The sequence below is a fragment of the Streptomyces sp. NPDC033966 genome (genome assembly GCF_055575955.1).
In genome coordinates, this window is the sequence record NZ_JBVIRQ010000001.1 from 684,507 (window position 1) to 707,363 (window position 22,857).

Sequence of the window (22,857 nt, forward strand, 5' to 3'; positions counted from 1 at the left end):
CCGACGGACGGAGTCCGGCGCAGCGGGCCCGAAGCCGGGGAGGCCGGCCACGGCCGAGTCGCGCGAGGACCGCGTAAAGAGGGGATATCGAGAAGCGTGCATGCGGCACCGACCGTAGGATCCGGCCATGGGCACCTCGACTCCGATAGACGACGCAGGCACGGGCACGGCCGCGGACACTCCCCGCCGCAGGACCACCGGAGCGGTGTGGTTCGCGCTCGCGCTCGTGTACGTGGTCTGGGGCTCGACCTACCTCGGCATCCGGATCGTCGTCCAGACCATGCCGCCCTTCCTGTCCGCCGGGGCCCGCTTCATCACCGCCGGCCTGGTGCTGGCCGGCATCGTCGCCTGGCGGTACGGGCCGGCCGCGCTCAGGATCACGGCCGCGCAGGCCCGGTCGCTGGTGCTGGTCGGCCTGCTGCTGATCCTGGGCGGCAACGGCCTGGTGGTGCTAGCCGAGACCTCCATCCCGTCCGGGCTGGCCGCGCTGCTGGTCGCGTCGGTGCCGATGTGGGTGGTGGTGCTGCGGGCGGCCACCGGGGACCGGCCGCCGCTGCGCACCCTGGCCGGGGTGCTGGTGGGCCTCGCCGGGCTGGCGGTGCTGACCAGTCCGGGGCTGAGCGGGGACGTCCACCTGGGCGGGGTGCTGCTGGTGGTGGGCGCCGCGCTGCTGTGGTCGCTGGGCTCGTTCTCGGCCGGGCGGCTGCCGATGCCGGCCAACCCCTTCACCGGCTCCGCGTACCAGATGCTGGCCGGCGGGGCCGCCGGTGTGGTGGTGGGGCTGCTGCGCGGGGAGCACCACGGCCTGGACGTCGGGGCCTTCTCCACCTCCTCGTGGGTGGCCCTGGGCTACCTGGTGCTGATCGGGTCGGTCGTCGGTTTCACCGCGTACGCGTGGCTGCTCCAGGCGGCGCCGCTGTCGCTGGTGGCCACGTACGCGTACGTCAATCCGGTGGTGGCCGTCGCGCTGGGCGCGCTGATCCTGGACGAGCCGCTGACCCTGCCGATCGTGCTCGGCGGCGCGATCGTGGTGGCGGCGGTCGGCGTGATCGTCAGCACGGAACGCCGGAAGAAGTAGCTCCGCTCAGCCCTCGGCGGCCCGCTCGTACAGGGCCTTGGCCTTCTCGTCGTACAGCGCGGCCGTGGAGTCCACGTCCGTGTCCCCGCCGCTGAGCACCCCGATCAGCCGGCCCGGCTGCCCCGTGCCGCCGCGGTCGGCGATCCAGGGGCTGCCGCTGGTTCCGGTCCAGAAGCCCGAGCAGCTGATGTACAGCATGTCGGGGTCGTCGAGGTCGTGGCGGGTCTGGGTGGTGCAGGACACGGGCTTGTTCTGCGGGTTGTGCTCGGACTCCGGGTAGCCGACGACGGTGACCTCGCGCTCGTACCCGGAGGTCCAGTCGGGCGCGGGCGCCTCGCTCTTGCCGCCGACGGCGTCCTGCACGCTGCGGCCGTCCTCGTCGGGCTCGATGGTGAGGAAGGCGAAGTCGGCGGTGTCGTCGCCCCACTTCGTCCAGCGCTCGTCGACGTGGATCGAGCGGACCTTCCACACGCCGAGGGGCTGGGTGCCGGAGCCCTCCCCGGAGAAGGCGGGCGCGAAGGAGAGCTCGCCGATGGCGAGGCCGTCGTGGGCGACCTCGCCGGGCACGCCGTCCTCGCCCGCCGGGGCGACGCAGTGCGCGGCGGTCGCGACGACGTTGCCCTTGGGGCTGTCGACCACGCTCGCCGTGCACCAGTGCTCCCCGTTCGCCATGAGCACGCCGACGGTGGGGAAGGGGTGCACCGGGCGGTCGCCGGGCGCCTTGAGGAACGCGACGGCGCACACCATCGCGATCCCCGCGGCGGCGGCCGCGGTGGCCCCCTTCACCGCAGGGCTCATCGCACGGCGGGATCGGGTGTCGGTCCCTGCATCACCTTGCTGATCCACTCCAGGGAGCCCTCCCTCATTCCGCGTACGTACGACTTCCCGTTGTGCTCACCATCCTGGATCACCTGCAGCCGGGTGTGCACGGGGCCCCTGCCGTACTCGCGCATGAACCGCTCGGCCAGGTCCCGGCCGCTCTCCTTGGTGCCGATCTGGAAGTTGATCCAGACCTCCGGACCACCCTCCTCGATCAGCTTCTCGGCGAGCTTCTCGGGGTTGTTCTCTTCCATGGCCTGCCGGTTCCCCTTCCACAGCGGGGAGTCGGGCACGATGTCGACGCCGCTGGCGATGACCGCCTTGAAACGCTCGGGGTACTTCAGGACGTGCTTCAAGGCGCCGAACCCGCCCGAGGAGGAGCCCATGAAGGCCCAGCCGTCGCGGGAGGTGAAGGTGCGGAAATTGGCCTTCGTGAAATCCGGGATGTCATCGGCCATCCAGGTGCCCATCTTCGGCTGGCCGGGGATGTCCGATCCGTCGAAGTGGTGCTTGGTGTCCGCGTTGATCACCGGCATGACGAGGATGAAGGGCAGGCTGGTGCCGGCCTTGACCCCGTCGATCACGGCCTGCTGGAGCCCGAGGCCGGGACCGGTGCCCCAGTAGTTCTTGGGGTAGCCGCGGCCGCCCGGCAGGGAGATCAGCACGGGGAAGGCGCTCTTGGCGTAGCGCGGTTCGTCGTACTCCTTGGGCACCCACACCCATACGTCGCCCGTGAAGCCGGACTTCCCGCCGGTCACGGTGGTCATCGCGATCTGTGTGCCGTCGGGCAGCCGGCTCGTGCGGGTGAAATCGGCCTTGGGGCCCGTGGGCATCAGCACCCCCGGGCGGATGTCCTCGGCGGCGGCCGACTCCTGGATCTTGCCGAAGGAGACCGGATCCCCTATGTCCGAGAAGAGCCCCGCCTTGTACGCCGCGCCGCCCCCGGCGGCGAGGGCGAACGCGAGTCCGCCGCCGATCAGGATCTGGCGCCTGCGCGGGCGCCGGGGGCGACGGCCGCCCTTGGTCGTGGGGCCGCCGTCGCCTTGGTGGTCATACTGCACGGATTCGTTCCCGTTCCTTCTCCGGCGCCCTGGTTGGGCGCGGGTCGGACCGATTGGTCCCCCTTGACACCTGTACAGAGGTGTGAACGACCGTATGGGTTGCCTGGGACCGGGGCGACGTGGCGAGGGCCACGTGGCGGAGTCCGGCGGCGGGTCGGGGGACGGGTCCTGCCTGCGGGAACGGGAGGCTTTCGAACGTACGGGGGCCGGGTCAGCCCGCCTCGGGCTCGGGGCCCTTCAGCACCTTGCTGACCCACTCCAGCGAGCCCTCCTTCATGCCGCGCACGTAGTGCCAGCCGTTGTGCTCGCCGTTCTGGATGTCGCGGATGGTCGTCTTGACGGGGCCCTTGCCGTACTGCTGCACGAACGCGGTCATCCGGTCCTTGCCGGACTCCTTCGTGCCGACCTGGAAGTTGATGTAGACGTCCGGGCCGCCGCTCGCGATCAGCTTCTCGGCGAGCTTCTCGGGGTTGTTGGCGTCCATCTCCGCCTGGTGGCCCTTCCAGAGCGGGGAGTCGGGGGTGATCTCGCCGCCGCTGGCGATCACGGCCTTGAACTTGTCCGGGTGCTGGAGGAGCGTCTTCATGCCGACGAAGGCGCCCGAGGAGGAGCCCATGAAGGCCCAGCCGTCGCGGGACTTGTACGTACGGAAGTTGGCGCGGGCGAAGTCCGGGACGTCCTCGGCGATCCAGGTGCCCATCTTGGGCCGGCCGGGTATGTCGGCGCCGTCGTAGTAGTACTTGTCGTCGGGGTTCAGCACCGGCATGACCAGGACGAAGGGCAGGCTGGTGCCGGCCTGGACGCCCTCGGACACGGCCTTCTGGAGGCCGAGGCTGCGGTCGGCCCAGTAGTTGGTGGGGAAGCCGTTGCCGCCGGGGAGGGCTATGAGGACCGGGAAGGCGCTCTTGGCGTACTTCGGGTCGTCGTACTCCTTGGGGGTCCAGACCCAGACGTCGCCCTCGAACCCGGACTTGGCTCCGGCCAAACGGGTCTTGGCGATGACCGTGCCGTCGTCGAGCTTGGCGGTCTGCCTGAAGTCGGACCTCGGGCCGGCCGGCAGCTGCACGTCCGGGTCGCCGCTGGGCCGGGGCGGCGCGGAGGGCTCCGCCTTCTGCGCGCCGGAGCCGGGGCCGGGGCCGCCGCCGGAGTCCGTACCGCCGGCGGCGGGCGGGGTGGGCCTGCCGAAGGTGACGGCCTCGCCGTTGCCGGAGAACCAGTCCTTCTCGTAGGCGGCGAAGCCGCCCCCGCCGAGGATCAGCGCGCAGGCGACGCCCACGCCGGTCCACACCGCGCGCCGGGACTTCCTGCGGCCCTGCCCCCGCTCGGGCTCATGGCCGGACGACTGCTGCGGGTACTCGTGCACGGACTTCGCTCCGAAGGGTCGGGCCCACCCCTGGCGGGACAGGTGCGGGTGGAGTGCGGGTGGAGTGCGGGTGGACATCCCCCTACTGCTGATGCGCGGATCCTGCGAGAAGTTCCGGGGCCTCGCGGGAACCCGGCCGGATCATCGGCTTTCCGGCAGCTCACCTCAGGGTGTCGAGCACCTCGGCGCACCGCCCCAGCAGCTCGATGAGCTGCGTCCGCTCCTGCTCCGTGAGGGCGGCGGCGAGGGCGGTCTCGACGCGGACGGCGCCGGTGTCGGCCAGCTCCATCGCGGCGCGGCCCTCCGGGGTGAGCCGGGTCTCCAGCACGTTGCGGTGCCACTCGTGGGGGGTCCGCTCGATGAGGCCGCGCTCGTGGAGGTTCTTCAGGACGGTGTTCATGGTGGGCGGCGTGACCCCGCAGAGCCGGGCGAGGCCGGCCGCCGAGATGCCCGGCTTCTCGGCGAGCCAGAGCAGGGCGGCGTACTGCGGAACCGTTACTGCCGCCGGCTTGCATGCGGTGTTCTTCGCCGCGAGGAGCGCCTGCTCGGCGCGCTTGATGTGCGCGCCGATGCGCTCCTCGGGAGGCATGGAGGTCATTGCGGCATCCTACGACCCTTGCCAAGCATTAGAACCCTAACTACCATGCGGACACGCTGATCAAGAAGGGTTCACTCATGCGCAAGCCTTCTCATGTTCTCCTCACCGCGGCGGCCGTCGCCCTGGCCGCGGCCCTGACCACGGCGGCCGCCCCCGCCGCCCCCGCGTCCGCCGCCGCCGCTTCCTCCGTCGGGACGGCGTTCACCCTCCCCGGCTCGAAGGTCTACCCGGAGGGCATAGCCGCCGACCCCCGCACGGGCACGGTGTACGTCGGCTCCTACGCGGACGGCACGGTGTACCGCGCCCGCCCGGGGGCCCGTACCGCCGAGGTGTTCCTCCCGTCCGGCACCGACGGCCGGCGCACGGCGAACGGGCTGCGCGTCGACGCGCGGGGCCGCCTGTGGGTCACGGACTCCACGGCCGGGGTGGCGGTGTACGACACGGCGACGGGCACCCGCCTGGCCCACTTCGACGCGGACCCCGCCGTCCCCCACTTCGTCAACGACCTGGCCATCACCCCGGACGGCACCGCCTACCTGACGGACAGCGTCCGCGCGGTGGTCTACCGGGTCACCCCCGGGCAGCTGAGCGCCGGTTCCGGCCCGCTGACGGTGGCGTACGACCTGAGCCGGCACGTCACCCCGCCGGCGCCCGGGCAGTTCACGCTCAACGGCATCACCGCCGACCGGGAGGGCCGCTACCTGCTGACGGTCGACATGACCGCGGGCGAACTCCACCGCGTCGACCTGCGCACCGGCGCCCTGAGCCGGGTCGCCCTGACGGGCGGCGACCTCAAGGCCGCCGACGGCCTCCAGCTCTCCCCCACCGGCACCCTCCGGGTGGCCCACAACATCACCAACACCCTGACGCGCTGGCAGCTCACCCCGGACGGCACCCGGGCCCGCCTCACCCGCACCCTCACGGACCCGTCGCTCCAGATCCCCACCACCCTGGCCCACACCCCGGGCCGCACCCTGGTGGTCCGCTCCCAGTTCGACAAGGGCGGCCCGGTCACCCCCTCCACGGGCACCCCCACCACCTTCTCGGTGGCCGCGGTCCAGGGTCTGTGACGGCCGGGGCCCCGGGCCGCTACCGTGAAGCCATGACCGCACTGCCCGAGTGGATGCGCCCGCCGCGCGCGGAAGGCTGGTTCGCGGAGGACCTGGACCGCCTCCCGGAAGCGCCACGCCACACCGAGCTGATCGACGGAGCCCTCGTATTCATGATGTCGCCCGAGCGCTGGTGGCACGGCGAGGTCGTCACCGCCCTCACGCTCACCCTCAGGGCACAAGCCCCGGAAGGTTTCAGGATCGGCCGGGAGATGACCATCCGCCTCGATGCCCGCAACCGTCCGGAGCCGGACCTCGTGGTCACCACAGCCCCGTACGACCCTGACTGCACCTGGTTCGCCCCGGAGGACGTCCGGCTCGTCATCGAGGTCGTCTCCCCCGAATCCGCCCACCGGGACCGCACGGTGAAGCTCCGCAAGTACGCGGAGGCGGGCATCCCCCACTACTGGTGCATCGAGGACGAGGACGGGGCGGCCGTGGTCCACGTCTACGAACTCGACGGGCCGACCGGCGCCTACGCGCCCGCCGGCATCTTCCGGAACGCCCTCCGGCGCCCGGTGCCCTTCGAGATCAGCCTGGACCTCGGCAAGCTCACGCCGCCCCACAACGGCTGACCGGGGTCCGGGGCGGCCGCTCGCGCCGCCCCGGACACCCGCGGTCAGAGCCCCGTCAGGTGCTCCGGGCGGACCGGGGTCCTGTTCAGCTCCAGGCCCGTCGCGTCGCGGATGGCCGCGAGGACGGCCGGAGTGGAGGACAGGGTCGGGGCCTCACCGATGCCGCGGACGCCGTACGGGGCCTCCGGGTCGGCCAGTTCGAGGTAGTCCACCGGGATCGTCGGGGTGTCGAGGATCGTCGGGAGCAGGTAGTCCGTGAAGGAGGGGTTGCGCACCTTCGCGGTCTTCGGGTCCACGATGATCTCCTCCATCACCGCGACCCCCAGCCCCTGGACGGTGCCGCCCTGGATCTGGCCGACGACGGACAGCGGGTTGAGCGCCTTGCCCACGTCCTGGGCGACGGCCAGCTCCACGACCTTGACCAGACCGAGTTCGGTGTCCACCTCCACCACCGCCCGGTGCGCGGCGAAGGCGTACTGGACGTGGCCCTTGCCCTGGCCGGTGACCCGGTCGAAGGGCTCGGTGGGGAAGTGCCGCCACTCCGCCTCGATCTCGACGGCCTCGTCGTCCAGCACGTCGACGAGGCTCGCGAGGACCTCCCCGCCGGGGGTGACCACCTTGCCGCCCTCCAGCAGCAGCCCGTCGGACGCCCACGCCGGCTGCCGCGCGCCGAACTTGCGCCGGCCGATCTCCAGGACCCTCTCCCGGACGAGCTCGCAGGAGTTCTTCACCGAACCGCCGGTCATGTACGTCTGGCGGCCCGCGGAGGTCGAACCCGCCGAGCCCACCTGGGTGTCGGCGGGGTGGATGGTGACCCGCTGGACGCCGAGTTCGGTACGGGCGATCTGCGCGTGGATGGTGACACCGCCCTGGCCGACCTCCGCCATGGCCGTGTGGACCATCGCGACGGCCTCGCCGTTGACGGCCTCCAGCCGCACCTTGGCCGTCGAGTAGTCGTCGAACCCCTCGGAGAAGGCGACGTTCTTGATGCCGACCGCGTAGCCGACACCGCGGACGATCCCCTCGCCGTGCGTGGTGTTGGACAGGCCGCCCGGCAGTGCGCGCAGGTCGGCGGGGCCGCCGGCGGTCTCCCACTGGCGCTGGGGCGGCAGCGGGCGCTCCTTGACCATGCGCAGCAGTTCGGCGACCGGGGCGGGGTGGTGGACGACCTGGCCGGTGGGCATGACCGTGCCCTGCTCCATCGCGTTGAGCTGCCGGAACTCCACCGGGTCCATGCCCAGCTCCGCCGCGAGCTTGTCCATCTGGGCCTCGTACGCGAAGCAGGCCTGGACGGCGCCGAAGCCGCGCATCGCGCCGCAGGGCGGGTTGTTGCTGTAGAGGCCGATCGCCACGATGTCCACGTCGTCGATGACGTACGGGCCGACCGAGAGGGACGCGGCGTTGCCGACGACCGAGGCCGTGGAGGAGGCGTACGCACCGCCGTCGAGGACGATCTTGCAGCGCATGTGCGTCAGCTTGCCGTCGCGGGTGGCGCCGTGCTCGTAGTACAGCTTCGCCGGGTGGCGGTGGACGTGGCCGAAGAAGGACTCGAAGCGGTTGTAGACCATCTTCACCGGCTTGCCCGTGCGCAGCGCGAGCACGGAGGCGAGGATCTGCATGGAGATGTCCTCGCGGCCGCCGAACGCGCCCCCGACGCCGGCCATCGTCATGCGGACCTTCTCCTCGGGCAGGCCGAGGACGGGGGCGATCTGCCGGAGGTCCGAGTGCAGCCACTGGGTGGCGACGTAGAGGTCGATTCCCCCGTCCTCGGCGGGCACGGCGAGGCCGGACTCGGGGCCGAGGAAGGCCTGGTCCTGCATGCCGAAGGTGTACTCGCCGGTGACGACGACGTCGGCCCGCGCGGCGGCCGCGTCGGCGTCGCCGCGGACGATCGGCTGGTGGTGGACGATGTTGGGGTGCGGGACGTGGGCGCAGTGGTGGTCGTCGCGGTTCTCGTGGACGAGTACGGCGTCCGGGGCGAGCGCGGAGGCCTCGTCGGTGATGAGCGGCAGCTCCCGGTACTCGATCTTGATCTTCGCGGCGGCGCGGCGGGCGGTCTCGGGGTGGTCGGCCGCGACCAGGGCGACCGGCTCCCCGTGGTGGCGGACCTTGCCGTGGGCCAGGACCGGTGTGTCCTGGAACTCCATGCCGTAGTACTTCACGGGGGCCGGCAGGTCGTCGTACGTCATGACCGCGTGGACACCGGGGACGGCCAGGGCCTCGTCGACGTCGATGGAGACGATCTCGGCGTGCGCGACCGTGGACCGCAGGGTCTGGCCCCACAGCATGTCCTCGTGCCACATGTCCGAGGAGTACGCGAACTCGCCGGTGACCTTGAGCGTGCCGTCCGGGCGCAGCGTCGACTCGCCGATGCCGCCCCTGGTCCGGGAGCTCTGGGTGACGTTGGTGGGGATACCACTGGTGGTGCCGGTGCCGGCCATGTGCGGACCGCCTCTCTCTCCGTGACGTGCCGGTGCCGCGACCCCCGCGCGCGGCATCCGGCTCCCGCGCGGCCGGAACCGCTGCCGGCCGCACGCAGAGCAGTAGACACAGGGGCCGGGGGCGCGAGGCAGTCACCGATCCGTCAGAACCGGCCTCCCCGCCGTCTGTGGACGACCGTGTGTTCCCACCTCTCCACCGCTGTGAGCTGCGGCGATACGGCCCCGGGAAGGGGTGCGGCGTGAGAGGGTGACGATCATGCGGCTGCGCGAACTCCTGGACACCCACGAGCTGGGGCTCCGTCTGCTCGTGGGCCGGGACGCCGGTGACCGCGTGCTGGACCGGACCATCCGCTCCGTCCCGACCATCGACCTGGCCGACCCCGGCCGTTTCCTCACCGGTGGGGAGCTGGTCCTGACCGGGCTCGCCTGGTGGCGGGGCGCGGGGGACGCCGAGGCGTTCGTACGCGTCCTCGCGCGGGCGGGCGTCACGGCCCTGGCGGCCGGCGAGGTCGAGCACCGGCTCGTCCCGCACGACCTCGTACGGGCCTGCCGGCTGCACGGCCTGCCGCTCGTGTCCGTGCCGCCGGAGACCTCGTTCGCCGCGATCACCGAGCACGTCCTGCACCGTCTGCGGCGCCGGGACGTCGGCAGCCTCGCCGCCGTGGTCGAACGCCACCGGCGGCTGCTCGCCGACCGGGCCGCGCCGGACTCCGTACTGGAGCTGCTGCGGCACAGCCTCGGGCTCGACGTGCGCGTACTGTCGGCGACCGGCCGCCAGATCGCCGGGGCCCAGCCCGCGCCGCACCCCCGGACGGCGGCGGCGCTGGCCGCCCGCTACCTCGCGGCCCGCCGCGCCCGGGAGGCGGCTCCGTACCGGGTCGAGGTCGGGGAGCGGCTCTACACCCTCGTGCCGGTCCCGGGCGGCACCGGAGACGCCGCCGAACTGGGCGACTGGCTGGTCGCGACGGAGGCCGACCTCTCCCACTGGCCCGCGTCGGACGCGGAACTCCTCGACCGGGTCGCCGAACTGCTCGCCGACGCGCGGTGTGCGCACGAGCAGGCGAAGGCGGCCCGCCGCGACCTCGCCCGCCGCTCCCTCGACCTGGTGCGCGGCAGCGTCCCGGGCGAGGAGATACCCGTGCGGCTGCGCAGTACCGCGCAGGCCGTCATCAGCGGGGTCGCCGACTGGCCGCGCTGCCAGTACGTGGTCGCCGGCGGCGTCCCCGCGCCGGCGCTGCGCGTCCTCCTGGAGGAGGCGCTGGTCCAGCCGGACGGCCCGGTGCCGGTGTCGTCCGAGGACATCGCCGCCACCGTCGACGGTGACGAGGTGGTGGTCCTCGTCCTGGCCCCGGAGGCGGCCCTCGACCACGCGGCCCTCCGGCGCAGGCTCTCGGCGGCCCTCGCGCGCTGGCTCGGACCGGCGGAGCGCGTCTGCGTCGGCGTCAGCTCTCCGGTGGCCGACCCCGGGAACGCGCGCCGGGCCCTCGCCGAGGCCCGCAACGCACTGCGGGTCGCCCAGGAGGGCCCGGACCGGGTGACCGTGCGCGGCCCCGACGACCTCACCGCGCACATCCTGTCGCTGCTGCCCCTCATCCCGGCCGAGGCCCGCCGGGCCTTCGCCGCCCGCCACCTCGGCCCCCTGCGCGACCACGACCGCCGTCACCGCACCGAGCTGCTGGCCACGCTGGAGGTGTTCCTCGACTGCGACGCGTCGTGGACGAGGACGGCCGCCCGGCTGCACCTCCACGTCAACTCGCTGCGCCGGCGCGTCGCCCGCATCGAGGAACTGACCGGCAGCGACCTGGCCCGCCTGGAGACCAGACTGGACTTCCTCGCCGCTCTCAAGGCCGGCTGAGGGGGCCTGGCGGCGGCCCGTCAGGCGGCGGCCACGCGCAGGACCACCGACAGGGAGCTGACGGCCAGCAGGCCGAGGACGACGCGGCGGAAGTTCTCGGCGTCCAGGCGGTGGAAGACCTTCTCGCCGACGAACATCCCGATGAGCAGGGCCGGCACTCCGACGAGGAGCATCTGCCCGACGGTCGCGGTGAGCTGCCCGCTGATCCCGAAGCCGGCGAGCGCGGCGAGGCTGGTGCCGGAGAACACCACGCCCAGCGTGGCGCGCTGGACCCGGGGCTCCAGCCGCATGCTCTGGAACGCGGCGACCATCGGCGGCCCGTCGATGCCGGTGGCGGCGAAGGAGGCTCCGGAGAGCATCCCCACCGCCATCACCATCTTCATGCCGCCGCGCAGCGTGATCTTCCGCCACACGATGAACGTGCCCAGCAGGACCACCGCCGCGATGACGAACAGCAGCACCCGCGAGGAGAGCGTGGCCAGCAGCCACACGCCGAACGGCACGCCGGCCAGCCCGGACAGCAGGGTGGCCGCCATGACCTGGCGGTCGACGTACCGCCAGTCGCGTACGGCGATCCACAGGCTGAGCGGGGCGGCCATGATCCCGGCCACCACCACCGCGCTCGCCGGGTCGATGAGCAGCGCCAGGGGCGGAACGGCCACCAGGGAGAAGCCGAAACCCGCGGTGGTGCGTACGACGGAGGCGGCGGCCAGCACCAGGAAGGCGCCGAGGAGGATCAGCACGGGGGCACCAGATCGCTCTCGCTGACCGTGTACGTCAGCTGGGGGTAGGTGAAGTCCGTCTCGTCGTTCTCCCGGCGCCGCAGTCGGTAGAACTCGCGCCTCTGCTCGTCGTCGGCCGGCGTCAGGCGCGGACCCTGCGGGAGGTACGCGTGTCCGTCGCGGAACCGCAGCAGGGTCTTCGACGTTCGGAAGGTCACGCCCAGCCACTGGTTGTCCGCCGCCGTGACCGGCCCGTCCAGCACGATCTTGTGCCTGAACCGCCGGTTCGCGTCGACGGAGAACGCGACGACACCGTTGTGGGCGAGGGGGATCTCGAACTTCTCGCCTCCACCTCCGCCTCCTCCGCCCTCCTTCGGTTCGAAGACCAGCTTCCTGGGCGGACCCCCTTCGGGATGCCGGTAGCAGGAGAAGACGGCGATGGACGAATCGTCGGCCAGGTCGAGGGCCTGGTCGGAATGGCCGCCCATGGTCCTGTAGGCGTTCGTGTAGGTCTCGACGAGGGCGTTGTTGAAGTCGGCCGCGAGCGCCACGCCTTCCTCGATCCGCCGCGCCAGCCGTTCGTGCACCGCCCGGAAACGCTGCGCCGGGCTGCCGTACCGGGTGGTGGTGCGCACGAGCGGCACACCTCCCGCCTCGTCGGCCCTGGTGAGCACGGCGCCCCGGCGGCCCTTCCCCAGGTCTTCCCACCGGACCGACGCGGACAGCTCCGCGAAGAGGTCCTCCCCGGCCGGCAGGGCACACGAGACGATCCCGTCCGGGATCCTAGATCCGAGGGGCAACGTAGTCTCCCGCGTTCATGCTGAAGAGGAACTCCTCGCCGTAGTCGATGAAGGACGAGCTCCGGTTCTCCTCGGCGTACAGCCTCCGCAGCTCGTCCATGCCCTCCGGTGGGGGCGGCCCCAGCTTCACCGGACCGCCGGCCGCTTTGAGGAACGTCTCCCCGTCCTTGTGGACGGCTTCGGCGCTCGAACAGCGCACCACGTATCCCAGCCGGGTCGGCAGCAGTTCGGCGTCCAGCGCCGAGGGCCGGATCTCGTGCGTGTACAGGCGGTTGGTGGACAGCGGCATGAAGAACACGGAGCCGGGATGGAGGGTCACGGTGAACTGCGGCGGCAGCGCGGCCCCGTCGCGTTCTCCGGCCGGCTCCTTGAGGCGGAACCGGAGCCTGGTCAGCCCGCTGGCACCCTTCACGCCGTAGTCGAAGGGGTCTTCGTCGAGGGGCTGCAGCCCGTCGAGCCGGTCGTAGAAGGTGCAGAAGGCCATGACCCCGTTGGCGGGCATGTCCTTGGTCTTGTCCGCATGGGCCGAGATCCTCGCCTTGGACTGCTTGCGCCCGTCCGTGGCGAGGGTGTTGTGGTAGATCTGGGCGAGGACGTGGTTCAGCGGCGCCTGGTCGCGGAAGACGGCGGCGGCCTCGCGGTTCAGGGCCTCGACGATGCGCGTGTCGGTCGGTCGGAAGCCCTCGGTCGGCCCCGAGAGGTTCGTGGAGCACCGGAGCAGGCGGAAGTGCAGTCCGTCGCCGTCCTGCGTGACGGGCGTCAGATAGATGCCGGTCCGGTGGGCCGTTCCGGGCTTGGTGGACTCCGTCAGGGACTGGAACTCGTGCTCCGCGCTGATCCGCCCGAAGTGATCGGCGCCGGGGTCGAAGAACCGGCGGTAGTACACGCCGGCGCCGTGTACGCGGAGGGGTACCCGGCCGAGGCCGACGGTCGTCCACGCCCCGTCGGCGTCCTCGCGGTAACCGTGCGCCGGCTCCCGGACGACGAACACCCGCTCCGCCCCGTCCAGTCGGCGGGCGCTGATCGCGGATACGTCACCCCACAGGTAGACGGTCTTCCCCGCGAGGTCTCCGGACGAGCCCGAGGCAAGTTCCTCCGGCGTGATCACGGACCCGAAGAACTCCTTGACCAGCCCGTCGTCCCGCAGCGCCGAAGGCGCGACCAGGACGTTGCCCGCGTCCTCGATCCGGGCTTCTGCCATCTCTGCGGTGTCCATCATGGCGCCCCTCCCCACTGCGGACGTGAAGGATCAAGCTAACCCACGAATGCAGCGACGTCCGAGGGAGATCGCGAACGCGGGTTCCAGGGCGCCGGTCCACCACGGGAGCGCCATCCCGGTGCCGCCGGCACCCCGCCGGTCAGTGGTGGTACGTGGCCGCGAGGACGACGACCTCCTTGTCCGTCACGAGGTGGACGAGGCGGTGCCCGTCGTCGATCCGCCGCGACCACGCTCCCGGCAGGTGGAACTTCAGCGGCTCGGGCTCGCCGGTCCCCGTGAAGGGATCACGCCTGACGTCCTCGATGAGCCTATCGATCCGGTCGCCATCCGGCCCAGGGAACACCTCGGCGCTTCCGGGACCTCGGCCGCGTGAACATCCCCTACCTGTACGACGCCGGGGCGCTCATCGCCATCGACAACAACGACCGGCGCATGTGGGCCCGCCACAGCTTGGCCCTCGAAGACGGCCGGGACATCCACGTCCCCTCCATCGTCGTCAGCCAGGCCTGGCGGGACTCACGCCGCCAGGTACGGCTCGGCAGGTTCCTCGCCGGATGCGACGTCGTGCCGGTCGGCCTGGAAACCGCCAAGACCGCAGGCGTGCTGTGCGGCAAGGCCGGCACGGCCGATGTCGTCGACGCCACCGTCGTCGTCATGGCAGCCAGTCTCGGCGCGATCATCTGGACCTCCGACCCGGACGACATCCACGCCCTCATCGACGCCCTGGACGTCAAGCCCGCCCCGGTCATCCGCACCGTCTGACCTCCGAGCCCCAGCTCAGGGGCCACCCAGAGCCGCCGAGCAGTGGCGCTCCAGGTGAGCGAACATGCCGTGCCGGATGCAGATCCGACAGCACCCGCAGCCGCAGCGCTCCACAGAAGGCGAGCACGGCGCCGATCGCCAACGACAAGGACGTAGTGGTCCGAAACCCGGGCGGAACGATCCTGACGGGCGGGTCGGCCCGCGGTTCTCCCCTCAGCTCGGCGTCGAGCAGGTCAACCATCTCCCGGTGGCCCCTCCGGCCGCGCCAGGTGAACACAGCGCTCAGTACCACCGCCGTCAGCCCGAGGGGCAGCCACCCTCCGAGGACCGCCTCGACCAGGGTCGCTCCGCGCGGACCCCTGTCCCGGAAACGGCCACCCAATCGGTAAGTCATCCCAACGAGTGCGGGGACCACAGATTGTGTACACATGGCACACTCGGTACCCTTGAAGCATGACTCAGCCGCTGCCCATAGAGTCCATCCGCGACGTACGCGCTCACTTGGCCGAAGTCGTCGAACGGGCCGACCGCGACGACGTACCCACTGTCATCACCCGTCGCGGCAAGCAGGTTGCCGCCGTGGTCTCGATCGAGGTTCTGCGCAAGTACCAGGAGTGGGAAGAGCGCGAGATCAACCGCATCATCGACGAGCGCATGGCGAACCCGGCCGCCGGCGTCCCGATCGAGGACGTGATGAGGGAGACGCTGGCACGCAGTGAGTGACTACCGCACGGTGTTCCGGCCCGAGGCGCAAGCCGAGCTGCGCAAGATCCCGCGCGACATGGCTCTTCGTATCCTGGCCAAACTGACAGAGCTGGAGAGCGACCCCTTCGGCTTCAACACCACCGCACTCGTATCCCAGCCTGAGCGCCGCCGCCTACGGGTCGGCGACTACCGTGTCGCCTACACGATCGACAACGGGGAACTGGTGGTGTGGGTCGTACACGTCGGACACCGCTCCACGGTCTATGACACGTAGCCGCTCCAGGTGTTGCGGACTGCTGCGGACAGCACAACGGCCTGACCCGCGTTCTCGCAGGTCAGGCCGTCTACGGGTGTGCGCTCAGACGTTGAAGCGGAACTCCACCACGTCGCCGTCCTGCATGACGTAGTCCTTGCCCTCCATGCGGGCCTTGCCCTTGGCGCGGGCCTCGGCGACCGAGCCGCAGTCGACCAGGTCCGCGAAGGAGATGACCTCGGCCTTGATGAAGCCGCGCTGGAAGTCGGTGTGGATCACGCCGGCCGCCTCGGGGGCGGTGGCGCCCTGCTTGATGGTCCAGGCGCGGGTTTCCTTCGGGCCGGCCGTCAGGTACGTCTGGAGGCCCAGGGTGGCGAAGCCGACGCGGCCGAGGGTGGCGAGGCCGGGCTCGTTCTGGCCGACCGACTGGAGGAGCTCGAGAGCCTCCTCGTCGTCCAGCTCCGCGAGGTCCGCCTCCAGCTTCGCGTTCAGGAAGATCGCCTCGGCCGGCGCGACCAGGGCGGCCTGCTCCGTCTTGAAGGCCTCGTCCGTCAGCTCGTCCTCGTCCACGTTGAAGACGTAGAGGAAGGGCTTGGTCGTCAGGAGGTGGAGCTCGTGGAGGAGGTCGCCCTGCTCCGTGCCCTTGGTGATGCCCTTGGAGAAGAGGGTGTCGCCGGCTTCGAGGATCTTCTTGGCCTCGACGACCGCCGCCAGGACCGCGACCTTCTCCTTCTGGAGACGGGATTCCTTCGTCAGGCGCGGCTCGGCCTTCTCGATGGACTGGAGGTCCGCGAGGATCAGCTCGGTGTTGATCGTCTCGATGTCGTCCTTGGGCGAGACCTTGCCGTCGACGTGGACGACGTTCTCGTCCTTGAAGGCGCGGATGACCTGGCAGATCGCGTCCGACTCGCGGATGTTCGCCAGGAACTTGTTGCCCAGGCCCTCGCCCTCCGAGGCGCCGCGCACGATGCCCGCGATGTCGACGAAGTCGACCGTGGCGGGCAGGATGCGCTGCGAGCCGAAGATCCCGGCCAGCTTGGCCAGGCGGGGGTCCGGGACGCCGACCACGCCGATGTTCGGCTCGATGGTGGCGAACGGGTAGTTGGCCGCCAGCACGTCGTTCTTGGTCAGGGCGTTGAACAGGGTCGACTTGCCGACATTCGGCAGGCCGACGATTCCGATCGTGAGCGACACGTTGGCGACTTCCCGTAGCTGGAGGGGGCGGCGGCCCGGAGGTGGGCCACCGGACAGTTTACTTTCCGATGAGCGGCACTCGTTGTACGCGTGTCCGGGCGGGGATCGGGGGCCCTTCCCGCCTAATTTGGTGGGGTGGAGCAATACAGGATGCGTTCGGTACGTCACCCGCAGGTGCCCGCCCGTGTGCCCGCCCGGGTGCCCGCCCAGTCGCGGCGCCCCGCCGCGCCCCGCCGGCTGCCCCGGCCCAAGCTGACCGGGCTCGGTGGCGGGCTGTTCGCCTGCCTGGCGATGCTGCTGGTCGCGGGCGTCTGCCGGCTGCTCTTCGGCTCCTCGCTCTTCGCGTACGGGCTGCTCTTCCTGCCCGTCGCCGCCGCCATCGGCGTGTGGGTGCGGCCGGCGGACCTGGTCACCGCGCCGATCTCGGCCCCCATCGCCTTCGCCGCCGGAGTGTGGCCCGTCTCGGGCGGCTCCGGCGGCTTCGGCGGGCAGCTGATGGGGGTGGTGTCCGCGCTGTCCCTGCACGCCGGGTGGCTGTACGCGGGCACGCTGGCCGCCGGGCTGATCGCGCTGGTGCGCCGGGCCGCCCTGAGCGGGCGCAAGCGGGCGGCCCGGCAGCAGCGCCGGACCGCCGGCGCCGCCTACTGAGCCGCGTCCGCCCCGCCCTTCCCGTCCGCCCCGCCCTTCCCGCTCTTCCCGCTCTTCCCGGCCGACCGGTCGCGCGCGGCCATCGCCGCGCCGACGATCCCCGCGTTGTTCTGGAGCTTCGCCGGGACGATCTCCGCCCGGATCCCCTCGATCAGCGGCAGGAACTTCTCCGGCTTGCGGCTGACGCCGCCGCCCAGGATGAACAGGTCCGGGGAGAAGAGCATCTCCACGTGGGCCAGGTACTTCTGCAGCCGGTGCGCCCAGCGCTCCCAGCTGAGGTCCCCGTCCTCCTTGGCCTTCACCGAGGCCCGGGTCTCCGCGTCGTGGCCCTTGAGCTCCAGGTGGCCCAGCTCGGTGTTCGGCACGAGCCGGCCGTCCTGGAAGAGCGCGCTGCCGATGCCCGTGCCCAGGGTGAGGAGGAGGACCGTCCCGGTCACGTCCCGGCCCGCGCCGTACGTCATCTCCGCGACGCCCGCCGCGTCGGCGTCGTTGAGGACCGTGACCGGCCTGCCGTCGAGCCGGGCGGACAGCAGGGCCGCCGCGTCGACGCCGATCCAGCCGGGGTCCACGTTGGCCGCCGTACGGGTGACACCCCCCGTGACCACGCCCGGGAAGGTGACCCCGACCGGGCCGTCCCACGAGAAGGCGCCGACCACCTCCGCGACACAGCCGGCCACCCCCTCGGGGGTGGCCGGCTGTGGGGTGAGTACCTTGTGGCGCTCCTGTGCCAGCTCGCCGCGGGCCAGGTCCACGGGAGCGCCCTTGATGCCGGAACCGCCGATGTCCACACCGAAGATCTGCATGGACATACGGTACGAAAGGAGTTACTTCTCGGCGACCAGTTCCGCGGCCTCGGTGCGCAGGTCGCGGCGCAGCTCCTTGGGCAGGGAGAAGACGATCGACTCCTCGGCCGTCTTGACGATCTCCACGTCGGCGAAGCCGCGCTCCGCCAGCCACTCCAGCACCTGCTCGACCAGCACCTCCGGCACGGAGGCGCCCGAGGTCAGGCCGACGGTGGTGACGCCGTCCAGCCAGGCCTCGTCGATCTCGCTCGCGAAGTCGACCAGGTGGGCGGCCTTCGCGCCGGCGTCGAGGGCGACCTCGACGAGGCGGATGGAGTTCGAGGAGTTCTTGGAGCCGACGACGATCACGAGGTCGGAGTCGGCGCCCATCACCTTGACGGCGGCCTGCCGGTTCGAGGTGGCGTAGCAGATGTCGTCGCTGGGCGGGGAGACGAGCAGCGGGAACTTCGTCTTCAGCGCGTCGACGGTCTCCATGGTCTCGTCGACCGAGAGGGTGGTCTGGGAGAGCCAGACGACCTTGGACTCGTCGCGGACCTCGACCTTGGCCACGTCGTCGGGGCCGTCGACGATGGTGATGTGGTCCGGGGCCTCGCCGGAGGTGCCGATGACCTCCTCGTGGCCCTCGTGGCCGATGAGGAGGATGTCGAAGTCCTCGTTGGCGTAGCGGATGGCTTCCTTGTGGACCTTGGTGACCAGCGGGCAGGTCGCGTCGATGGTCGCGAGCCGGCCGCGCTCCGCCTCCTCGTGCACCACCGGCGCCACGCCGTGCGCGGAGAACATCACGATGTTGCCCGGCGGGACCTCCTCCGTCTTCTCGACGAAGATGGCGCCCTTCTTCTGCAGGGTCTGGACGACGTACTTGTTGTGCACGATCTCGTGGCGGACGTAGACCGGAGCACCGTACTGCTCCAGGGCCTTCTCGACGGCGATCACGGCACGGTCCACACCCGCGCAGTAACCGCGGGGGGCGGCGAGCAGGACGCGGCGGGAGGCGGGAGCAGGGGCGGCAGCAGTCATGTGCTCCATCGTACGGGGGTCTCCAGCAGGCCGGACGTCGCCCGTTCGGCACAGACTTGGCCGAACGTACGTACCGACCGCCCCCCGGAGGATCGATGGCATCCGCAACGGATTCCAGCACGGCGGCCCCCGCGGCGCTGCGCCGGAGCCTGGGCTTCCGGGACCTGGTGGTCTACGGGCTGCTCTTCATCGCGCCCATGGCCCCGGTGGGGGTCTTCGGCACCCTCGACGCGAAGTCGCACGGCGCGGTCGCCCTGGTGTACGTCGTCGCGACCGTGGCGATGGCCTTCACGGCGTTCTCGTACGCGCAGATGGTGCGGGTGGCCCCGCAGGCCGGCTCGGTCTTCACGTACGCCCGCAAGGGGCTCGGCGAGGGGGCGGGGCTGATCGCGGGCTGGATGGTGATGCTCGACTACCTGCTGATCCCGGCGGTGGCGTACCTGTTCTCCGGGATCGCGATGCACGCGCTGGTCCCGGAGGTGTCGCGGTGGGTGTGGACGGCCCTGGCGGTGGTGGTCACCACCGCGCTGAACCTGTGGGGCGTACGGGCGGCCGCGCGGGTGGGATTCGCGGTGCTGGCCATGGAGATCGTGGTGCTGCTGGTGTTCCTGGTGGCGGCGGTGACCGTGCTGGCCCAGGGCGGGGCCCGGCGCGGCTGGCTCTCGCCGCTGACCGGGGACGGCTCGCTGGGCTTCTCGGCGGCGGCCGTGCTGGGAGCGGTGTCCGTCGCCGTCCTGTCGTACCTGGGCTTCGACGCCATCGCCTCCTTCGCGGAGGAGGTCACCGGGGGCGGCGCCCGGGTGGCCCGGGCGGTGCTGTTCTGCCTGGCGCTGACCGGGGTGCTGTTCGTGGCCCAGACCTACCTGGCGGCGCTGCTGGCCCCGGTGTCGTCGGCGGAGCTGGCGGCCGACCCGGCGCTCCAGGGGCCGGCCTTCTACGACGCGGTCGAGGCCTCGGTCGGGCCCTGGCTGCACGACCTGGTGGCGGTGAGCAAGGCGGTCGGGGCGGCCTTCGCGGCGCTGGCCGGGCAGGCGGCGGCGGGGCGGCTGCTGTTCGCGATGGCCCGGGAGCGGCGGCTGCCGGGCGCGCTCGCGCGCACCTCGGACGGCACCCCGAGGGCGGCGCTGCTGGTGGCGGCCGTGGTGACGCTGGTGGCGGCGGTGTGGGCGGCCCGGCGCGACGACGGCCTCGACCACCTGGTCTCCGTGGTGGACGTGGGGGCGCTGGTGGCGTTCACCCTGCTGCACGCCTCGGTGGTGGGGTGGTTCGTGGTCCGGCGGCGCGAGGGGGCCCCGGTGTGGTGGAAGCACCTGGTGGTGCCGGTGCTGGGGGCGGCGGTGACGGTGGCCGTGATCGTGGAGGCCTCCGGGACCGCGCAGCTGGTGGGGGCGGTGTGGCTGCTGGCGGGGCTGGCGGTGCTCCTCGTCCAGCGCGGACGCGGGCACGCGGGGGCCGACACCCCGCCGGGGGCCTGAGACGGTGTCAGCGGCGGCGGTTAGCCTGCGTGCATGGGTCTGAATACGTCGGCTGATGCGCCGCTGCCGGTCGGTCAGGTGTCCCGGCTCATCGGGGGCTGGATCGACCGCCTGGGGCAGGTGTGGGTGGAGGGGCAGATCACGCAGCTGTCCCGGCGGCCGGGGGCCGGGGTGGTGTTCCTGACGCTGCGCGACCCGTCGCACGACATCTCCGTCAGCGTGACCTGCTTCCGCCAGGTCTGGGACGAGGTCGCGGACGTGGTCTCCGAGGGCGCGCGGGTCGTCGTACTGGCCAAGCCGGAGTGGTATGCCCCGCGCGGGCAGCTGTCCCTGCGGGTGACCGAGATCCGCCCGGTCGGGATCGGGGAGCTGCTGGCGCGCCTGGAGCGGCTGAAGCGGTCGCTGGCCGCCGAGGGGCTCTTCGCGCTGGACCGCAAGAAGCCGCTGCCGTTCCTGCCGCAGCTGATCGGCCTGGTGGTGGGGCGGGCCTCGGCGGCCGAGCGGGACGTGCTGGAGAACGCCCGGCGGCGCTGGCCGGCGGTGCGCTTCGAGGTGCGCAACGTGGCGGTGCAGGGGGTGCACGCGGTGCCCCAGGTGGTGCAGGCGGTCAAGGAGCTGGACGCGCGGCCCGAGGTCGACGTGATCATCGTGGCGCGGGGCGGCGGCAGCGTGGAGGACCTGCTGCCCTTCTCCGACGAGGAGGTCGTACGGACGGTCGCGGCCGCCCGGACCCCGGTGGTCTCGGCGATCGGGCACGAGCCGGACTCCCCGCTGCTGGACCTGGTCGCGGACCTGCGGGCCTCCACGCCCACGGACGCGGCCAAGAAGGTGGTCCCGGACGTCGGCGAGGAACTGGAGCGGGTGCGCCAGCTCCAGGGCCGGGGGCTGCGGGCGCTGCGCGGTCTGCTGGAGCGGGAGGAGCGGGGCCTGGCGCACGCGCTGGCCCGCCCGGTGTTCGTGCACCCGCAGAGGATGGTGGAGACGCGGGAGGCCGAGCTGGAGGCGCTGCTGGCCCGCAGCCGGCGCACGCTCGGGCACCTGCTGGACCGGGCGGACTCCGAGCTGGAGCACACGCGCGCCCGGGTGGTCGCCCTGTCGCCGGCGGCCACCCTGGAGCGCGGGTACGCGGTGCTCCAGCGGGCCGACGGGCACGTGGTGCGGGCGCCCGGGGAGGTCGCGGCGGGCGAGGTGCTGCGCGCCCGGGTGGCGGCGGGCGAGTTCACGGTGGCCGTCGCGGAGCCGGGCCCGGGAACGGCCCCGCCGCAGGTCCCGGAGGCGGCGGTGGAGGCCGGCTCGACCACCGGTCCAGACCCCCTCGAAAACTGACACATTCCACGCCAATCAGACGCATCACATACCTACGATGGGACCCACGTAATGACCGACACCGATACGGCGCTGGGGTACGAACAGGCACGGGACGAGCTCGTCGAGGTCGTCCGCAAGCTGGAGGCCGGCGGCACCTCCCTGGAGGAGTCCCTGGCTCTCTGGGAGCGCGGCGAGGAGCTGGCGAAGGTCTGCCGGCACTGGCTCGAAGGGGCCCGCGCCCGGCTGGACTCGGCACTGGCCGCCCGCGAAGGGGCGGCCGGGAACGACGGGGACGGCCGCGAGGAGTGACCCGCACCACCCGCCCAGCTAGTAGTTGAAAATTCATCTACTTTGGCCGTAGAGTCGGAGCCACCGCCTCACCTCCGCATAGAAGAAGGCTTACCGATGTCTCTCGTGCTCGACGCCGCCGCCCAGGACCTGCTGTTCCGCGAGGCCCGCACCGCCAACTCGTTCTCCGACGAGCCGGTGACCGAGGAGCAGGTCCAGGCCATCTACGACCTCGTGAAGTTCGGCCCCACCGCCTTCAACCAGACCCCGCTGCGCATCACCCTCGTCCGCTCCGCCGAGGCCCGCGAGCGCCTCGTCAAGCACATGGAAGAGGGCAACAAGGCCAAGACCTCGGCCGCCCCGCTGGTCGCCATCCTCTCCGCGGACAACGAGTTCCACGAGGAGCTCCCCCAGCTGCTGCCGCACTTCCCGCAGGCCAAGGACGCCTTCTTCTCCGAGCGCCCGGTCCGCGAGCAGGCCGCCCTGCTGAACGGCGCCCTCCAGGCCGCCTACTTCATCATCGGCGTCCGCGCCGCCGGCCTGGCCGCCGGCCCGATGACCGGTGTGGACTTCGCCGGCGTGCAGAAGGAGTTCCTGGACGCCGACCACACCCCGCTGATGGTCGTCAACATCGGCAAGCCCGGCGAGAACGCCTGGTTCCCGCGCTCCCCGCGCCTGGACTTCGACCAGGTCATCACCACAGTCTGAGCCGCCCGCGCCGCCTGAGCACCGGCACGGACACGCACACGACGCGAAGGCCGCCC

At 71.9% G+C, this 22,857-nt stretch carries 24 protein-coding genes; 12 read left to right on the forward strand and 12 right to left on the reverse strand.

Going from position 1 to position 22,857, the window contains the following annotated elements:
- Positions 1–127 precede the first annotated feature (127 nt).
- Positions 128–1,078 (forward strand): EamA family transporter, encoded by a 951-nt coding sequence (locus tag ACZ518_RS03135; protein WP_469111278.1) that lies wholly within the window; start codon positions 128–130, stop codon positions 1,076–1,078.
- Positions 1,079–1,084: 6 nt separating this feature from the next.
- Here ACZ518_RS03135 and ACZ518_RS03140 read toward each other — a convergent pair whose 3' ends face one another.
- The 4 genes from ACZ518_RS03140 to ACZ518_RS03155 form a co-directional block, all read right to left on the reverse strand.
- Positions 1,085–1,864: a trypsin-like serine peptidase gene (locus ACZ518_RS03140; protein WP_469111279.1), complete on the reverse strand. Its 780-nt coding sequence runs from the start codon at positions 1,862–1,864 to the stop codon at positions 1,085–1,087.
- Between the two features lie 8 nt (positions 1,865–1,872).
- The gene (locus ACZ518_RS03145; RefSeq protein WP_469111280.1) at positions 1,873–2,958 is read right to left on the reverse strand and encodes an alpha/beta hydrolase; all 1,086 of its coding nucleotides are present in this window, start codon (positions 2,956–2,958) and stop codon (positions 1,873–1,875) included.
- A gap of 211 nt (positions 2,959–3,169) precedes the next feature.
- The gene (locus ACZ518_RS03150; RefSeq protein ID WP_469111281.1) at positions 3,170–4,321 is read right to left on the reverse strand and encodes an alpha/beta hydrolase; all 1,152 of its coding nucleotides are present in this window, start codon (positions 4,319–4,321) and stop codon (positions 3,170–3,172) included.
- Positions 4,322–4,481: 160 nt separating this feature from the next.
- Positions 4,482–4,919, reverse strand: a complete 438-nt coding sequence (locus ACZ518_RS03155; RefSeq protein WP_469111282.1) for a MarR family winged helix-turn-helix transcriptional regulator — start codon at positions 4,917–4,919, stop codon at positions 4,482–4,484.
- Positions 4,920–4,996: 77 nt separating this feature from the next.
- On the opposite strand from ACZ518_RS03155, the gene ACZ518_RS03160 reads away from it, so the two are divergent.
- Positions 4,997–5,989 (forward strand): SMP-30/gluconolactonase/LRE family protein, encoded by a 993-nt coding sequence (locus tag ACZ518_RS03160; protein WP_469111283.1) that lies wholly within the window; start codon positions 4,997–4,999, stop codon positions 5,987–5,989.
- Positions 5,990–6,021: 32 nt separating this feature from the next.
- Positions 6,022–6,603, forward strand: a complete 582-nt coding sequence (locus tag ACZ518_RS03165; RefSeq protein WP_469111284.1) for a Uma2 family endonuclease — start codon at positions 6,022–6,024, stop codon at positions 6,601–6,603.
- Positions 6,604–6,647: 44 nt separating this feature from the next.
- Here ACZ518_RS03165 and ACZ518_RS03170 read toward each other — a convergent pair whose 3' ends face one another.
- Positions 6,648–9,044, reverse strand: a complete 2,397-nt coding sequence (locus ACZ518_RS03170; protein WP_469111285.1) for a xanthine dehydrogenase family protein molybdopterin-binding subunit — start codon at positions 9,042–9,044, stop codon at positions 6,648–6,650.
- Positions 9,045–9,300: 256 nt separating this feature from the next.
- Here ACZ518_RS03170 and ACZ518_RS03175 point away from each other — a divergent pair, with 256 nt between their 5' ends.
- Positions 9,301–10,899 carry a PucR family transcriptional regulator gene (locus ACZ518_RS03175; RefSeq protein WP_469111672.1) on the forward strand — a complete coding sequence of 533 codons (1,599 nt, stop codon included), beginning with the start codon at positions 9,301–9,303 and terminating at the stop codon, positions 10,897–10,899.
- Between the two features lie 20 nt (positions 10,900–10,919).
- Here ACZ518_RS03175 and ACZ518_RS03180 read toward each other — a convergent pair whose 3' ends face one another.
- From ACZ518_RS03180 to ACZ518_RS03195, 4 genes are all read right to left on the reverse strand, one after another.
- A complete protein-coding gene (locus ACZ518_RS03180) occupies positions 10,920–11,642 on the reverse strand; it encodes a sulfite exporter TauE/SafE family protein (protein WP_469111286.1) in 723 nt (240 codons plus the stop codon).
- A complete protein-coding gene (locus ACZ518_RS03185) occupies positions 11,636–12,421 on the reverse strand; it encodes a hypothetical protein (RefSeq protein ID WP_469111287.1) in 786 nt (261 codons plus the stop codon). Before ACZ518_RS03185 ends, ACZ518_RS03180 begins: the two co-directional genes overlap by 7 nt.
- Positions 12,405–13,640 carry a hypothetical protein gene (locus ACZ518_RS03190; protein ID WP_469111288.1) on the reverse strand — a complete coding sequence of 412 codons (1,236 nt, stop codon included), beginning with the start codon at positions 13,638–13,640 and terminating at the stop codon, positions 12,405–12,407. Before ACZ518_RS03190 ends, ACZ518_RS03185 begins: the two co-directional genes overlap by 17 nt.
- A 139-nt stretch (positions 13,641–13,779) precedes the next feature.
- Positions 13,780–13,983, reverse strand: a complete 204-nt coding sequence (locus tag ACZ518_RS03195; protein WP_469111289.1) for a Txe/YoeB family addiction module toxin — start codon at positions 13,981–13,983, stop codon at positions 13,780–13,782.
- A 26-nt stretch (positions 13,984–14,009) separates the two neighbouring features.
- On the opposite strand from ACZ518_RS03195, the gene ACZ518_RS03200 reads away from it, so the two are divergent.
- The 3 genes from ACZ518_RS03200 (at position 14,010) to ACZ518_RS03210 (ending at position 15,381) form a co-directional block, all read left to right on the forward strand.
- Positions 14,010–14,402, forward strand: a complete 393-nt coding sequence (locus ACZ518_RS03200; protein ID WP_469111290.1) for a PIN domain-containing protein — start codon at positions 14,010–14,012, stop codon at positions 14,400–14,402.
- A 453-nt stretch (positions 14,403–14,855) separates the two neighbouring features.
- Positions 14,856–15,125, forward strand: coding sequence for a type II toxin-antitoxin system Phd/YefM family antitoxin (locus tag ACZ518_RS03205; RefSeq protein ID WP_030207779.1), 270 nt, complete (start codon positions 14,856–14,858; stop codon positions 15,123–15,125).
- Positions 15,118–15,381, forward strand: coding sequence for a type II toxin-antitoxin system RelE family toxin (locus tag ACZ518_RS03210; protein WP_469111291.1), 264 nt, complete (start codon positions 15,118–15,120; stop codon positions 15,379–15,381). Before ACZ518_RS03205 ends, ACZ518_RS03210 begins: the two co-directional genes overlap by 8 nt.
- Before the next feature lie 84 nt (positions 15,382–15,465).
- On the opposite strand, the gene ychF is transcribed toward ACZ518_RS03210, so the two are convergent.
- Positions 15,466–16,554 carry a redox-regulated ATPase YchF gene (gene ychF / locus ACZ518_RS03215; protein ID WP_469111292.1) on the reverse strand — a complete coding sequence of 363 codons (1,089 nt, stop codon included), beginning with the start codon at positions 16,552–16,554 and terminating at the stop codon, positions 15,466–15,468.
- Positions 16,555–16,704: 150 nt separating this feature from the next.
- Between ychF and ACZ518_RS03220 the strand changes: the two genes are divergently transcribed.
- Positions 16,705–17,202 (forward strand): DUF6542 domain-containing protein, encoded by a 498-nt coding sequence (locus ACZ518_RS03220; protein ID WP_469111293.1) that lies wholly within the window; start codon positions 16,705–16,707, stop codon positions 17,200–17,202.
- Here the strand turns inward: ACZ518_RS03220 and ppgK are convergent.
- Together ppgK and ACZ518_RS03230 are read right to left on the reverse strand one after the other, a co-directional pair.
- Positions 17,196–18,005 (reverse strand): polyphosphate--glucose phosphotransferase, encoded by an 810-nt coding sequence (ppgK, locus tag ACZ518_RS03225; protein WP_469111294.1) that lies wholly within the window; start codon positions 18,003–18,005, stop codon positions 17,196–17,198. The genes ACZ518_RS03220 and ppgK overlap by 7 nt on opposite strands.
- A 21-nt stretch (positions 18,006–18,026) precedes the next feature.
- Positions 18,027–19,031, reverse strand: a complete 1,005-nt coding sequence (locus ACZ518_RS03230) for a 4-hydroxy-3-methylbut-2-enyl diphosphate reductase (RefSeq protein ID WP_469111295.1) — start codon at positions 19,029–19,031, stop codon at positions 18,027–18,029.
- Positions 19,032–19,117: 86 nt separating this feature from the next.
- Here ACZ518_RS03230 and ACZ518_RS03235 point away from each other — a divergent pair, with 86 nt between their 5' ends.
- The 4 genes from ACZ518_RS03235 (at position 19,118) to ACZ518_RS03250 (ending at position 22,801) form a co-directional block, all read left to right on the forward strand.
- Positions 19,118–20,497 (forward strand): APC family permease, encoded by a 1,380-nt coding sequence (locus tag ACZ518_RS03235; RefSeq protein WP_469111296.1) that lies wholly within the window; start codon positions 19,118–19,120, stop codon positions 20,495–20,497.
- 33 nt (positions 20,498–20,530) lie between these two features.
- The gene (xseA, locus tag ACZ518_RS03240; RefSeq protein WP_469111297.1) at positions 20,531–21,823 is read left to right on the forward strand and encodes an exodeoxyribonuclease VII large subunit; all 1,293 of its coding nucleotides are present in this window, start codon (positions 20,531–20,533) and stop codon (positions 21,821–21,823) included.
- Between the two features lie 51 nt (positions 21,824–21,874).
- Positions 21,875–22,114 (forward strand): exodeoxyribonuclease VII small subunit, encoded by a 240-nt coding sequence (locus ACZ518_RS03245; protein ID WP_469111298.1) that lies wholly within the window; start codon positions 21,875–21,877, stop codon positions 22,112–22,114.
- A gap of 96 nt (positions 22,115–22,210) precedes the next feature.
- Positions 22,211–22,801 carry a malonic semialdehyde reductase gene (locus tag ACZ518_RS03250; protein WP_469111299.1) on the forward strand — a complete coding sequence of 197 codons (591 nt, stop codon included), beginning with the start codon at positions 22,211–22,213 and terminating at the stop codon, positions 22,799–22,801.
- Positions 22,802–22,857: the final 56 nt, after the last annotated feature.